Source organism: Acinetobacter portensis, from assembly GCF_009372215.1.
Classification (GTDB): Bacteria; Pseudomonadota; Gammaproteobacteria; order Pseudomonadales; family Moraxellaceae; genus Acinetobacter; species Acinetobacter portensis.
Genome location: NZ_LWRV01000105.1, coordinates 1 through 1,209 on the forward strand (window position 1 = coordinate 1; position 1,209 = coordinate 1,209).

The 1,209-nt window shown below is 37.6% G+C and carries 1 protein-coding gene; it reads left to right on the plus strand.

Annotated features, from left to right (window positions below):
- Nucleotides 1–66: 66 nt before the first annotated feature.
- Nucleotides 67–1,209 (plus strand): IS3-like element ISAba21 family transposase gene (locus A6M14_RS12745; RefSeq protein ID WP_152875530.1). Its coding sequence is split into 2 segments (ribosomal slippage), with 1,144 coding nucleotides annotated over them: nt 67–325 and nt 325–1,209; the frame shifts between segments, so codons are not numbered across the junction. This gene is flagged as partial in the annotation.

The window sequence follows — 1,209 nt, forward strand, 5'->3', positions numbered from 1 at the left end:
TGATGTGTGCTGAGAAAACAGGAGGTTTTAACTTGGTAAACTATAGACACTCATCAGGAGTTTACCATGAGCAAGAAACAGAAGACTTACACCGCAGAATTTAAAGTTGAAGCAATAAAATTGATTGAAGCCAATCAAGGCAATGTATCGGAAACAGCCAGACAACTTGGCATTTCAATGCAAACTCTTTCAAATTGGAATAATAAAGCAAAGACTGGCACCTTAGCAGGCACTAAACAATATTCACCTGATCTAAATGCCTTACTCGAAGAAAATAAAAAGCTCAAACAACAGCTCAAAACAGCTGAAATGGAACGTGAATTTCTAAAAAAGGCAGCAGCGTACTTTGCGAAAGAAAGTCAGTAAGGTACGCCTATATGAAACAGCAAAGACATTTATTCCCGATTAGCTTTATGGCTAGATTACTTCACGTTTCAGTGTCACGATTTTATGATTGGCTAAAACGAGGCATGAATAAAAGATTGGTTCAGCGAAATCAACAGACAATTTTGGTCAAAATAGCTCATGAGGAAACTAAACAAAGCTATGGCTATATTCGATTAACTAAGCATTTACAAGCGCAAGGTATCAAAATCAGTACGTATGCTGTACGTCAAATAAAAAAGCTCAACCAGCTGTATTGTAAGCGTCATAAGCGTTTCAAAAGAACTACGAAGAGTGATCATAATCGAGCGATCTACGCAAATTTACTAGAGCAACAGTTTTCAATGACTAAGCCCAATCTTGCATGGTCAAGCGATATTACATACATTTGGACTGCTGAAGGTTGGTTATACTTGGCAGCAGTAAAAGACCTGTACACGAAACAAGTGGTTGGCTATAGCTTAAATGAGCGTATGACCGCACAACTTGTTTGCAATGCACTGACTATGGCGATTCGTAATCAAAAACCAACGAAAGGCTTAATTGTTCATTCGGACAGAGGCAGCCAATATTGCAGCCATGAATATCGAAAGATACTGGAAAAATGTGATTTTCAAGGTTCAATGAGCAAACGTGGGGACTGTTACGATAATGCACCGATTGAAAGTTTCTGGGGCATACTCAAGAATGAATTAGTGCATCATTGCAACTATAAAACCAGAGATGAAGCTAAAGCAGATATTACAAAATACATTGTGTTATTTTATAATCAGCGAAGAATTCAAAAGAGTTTGGATTTTAAAACGCCAAATCAAATAGCAGAGA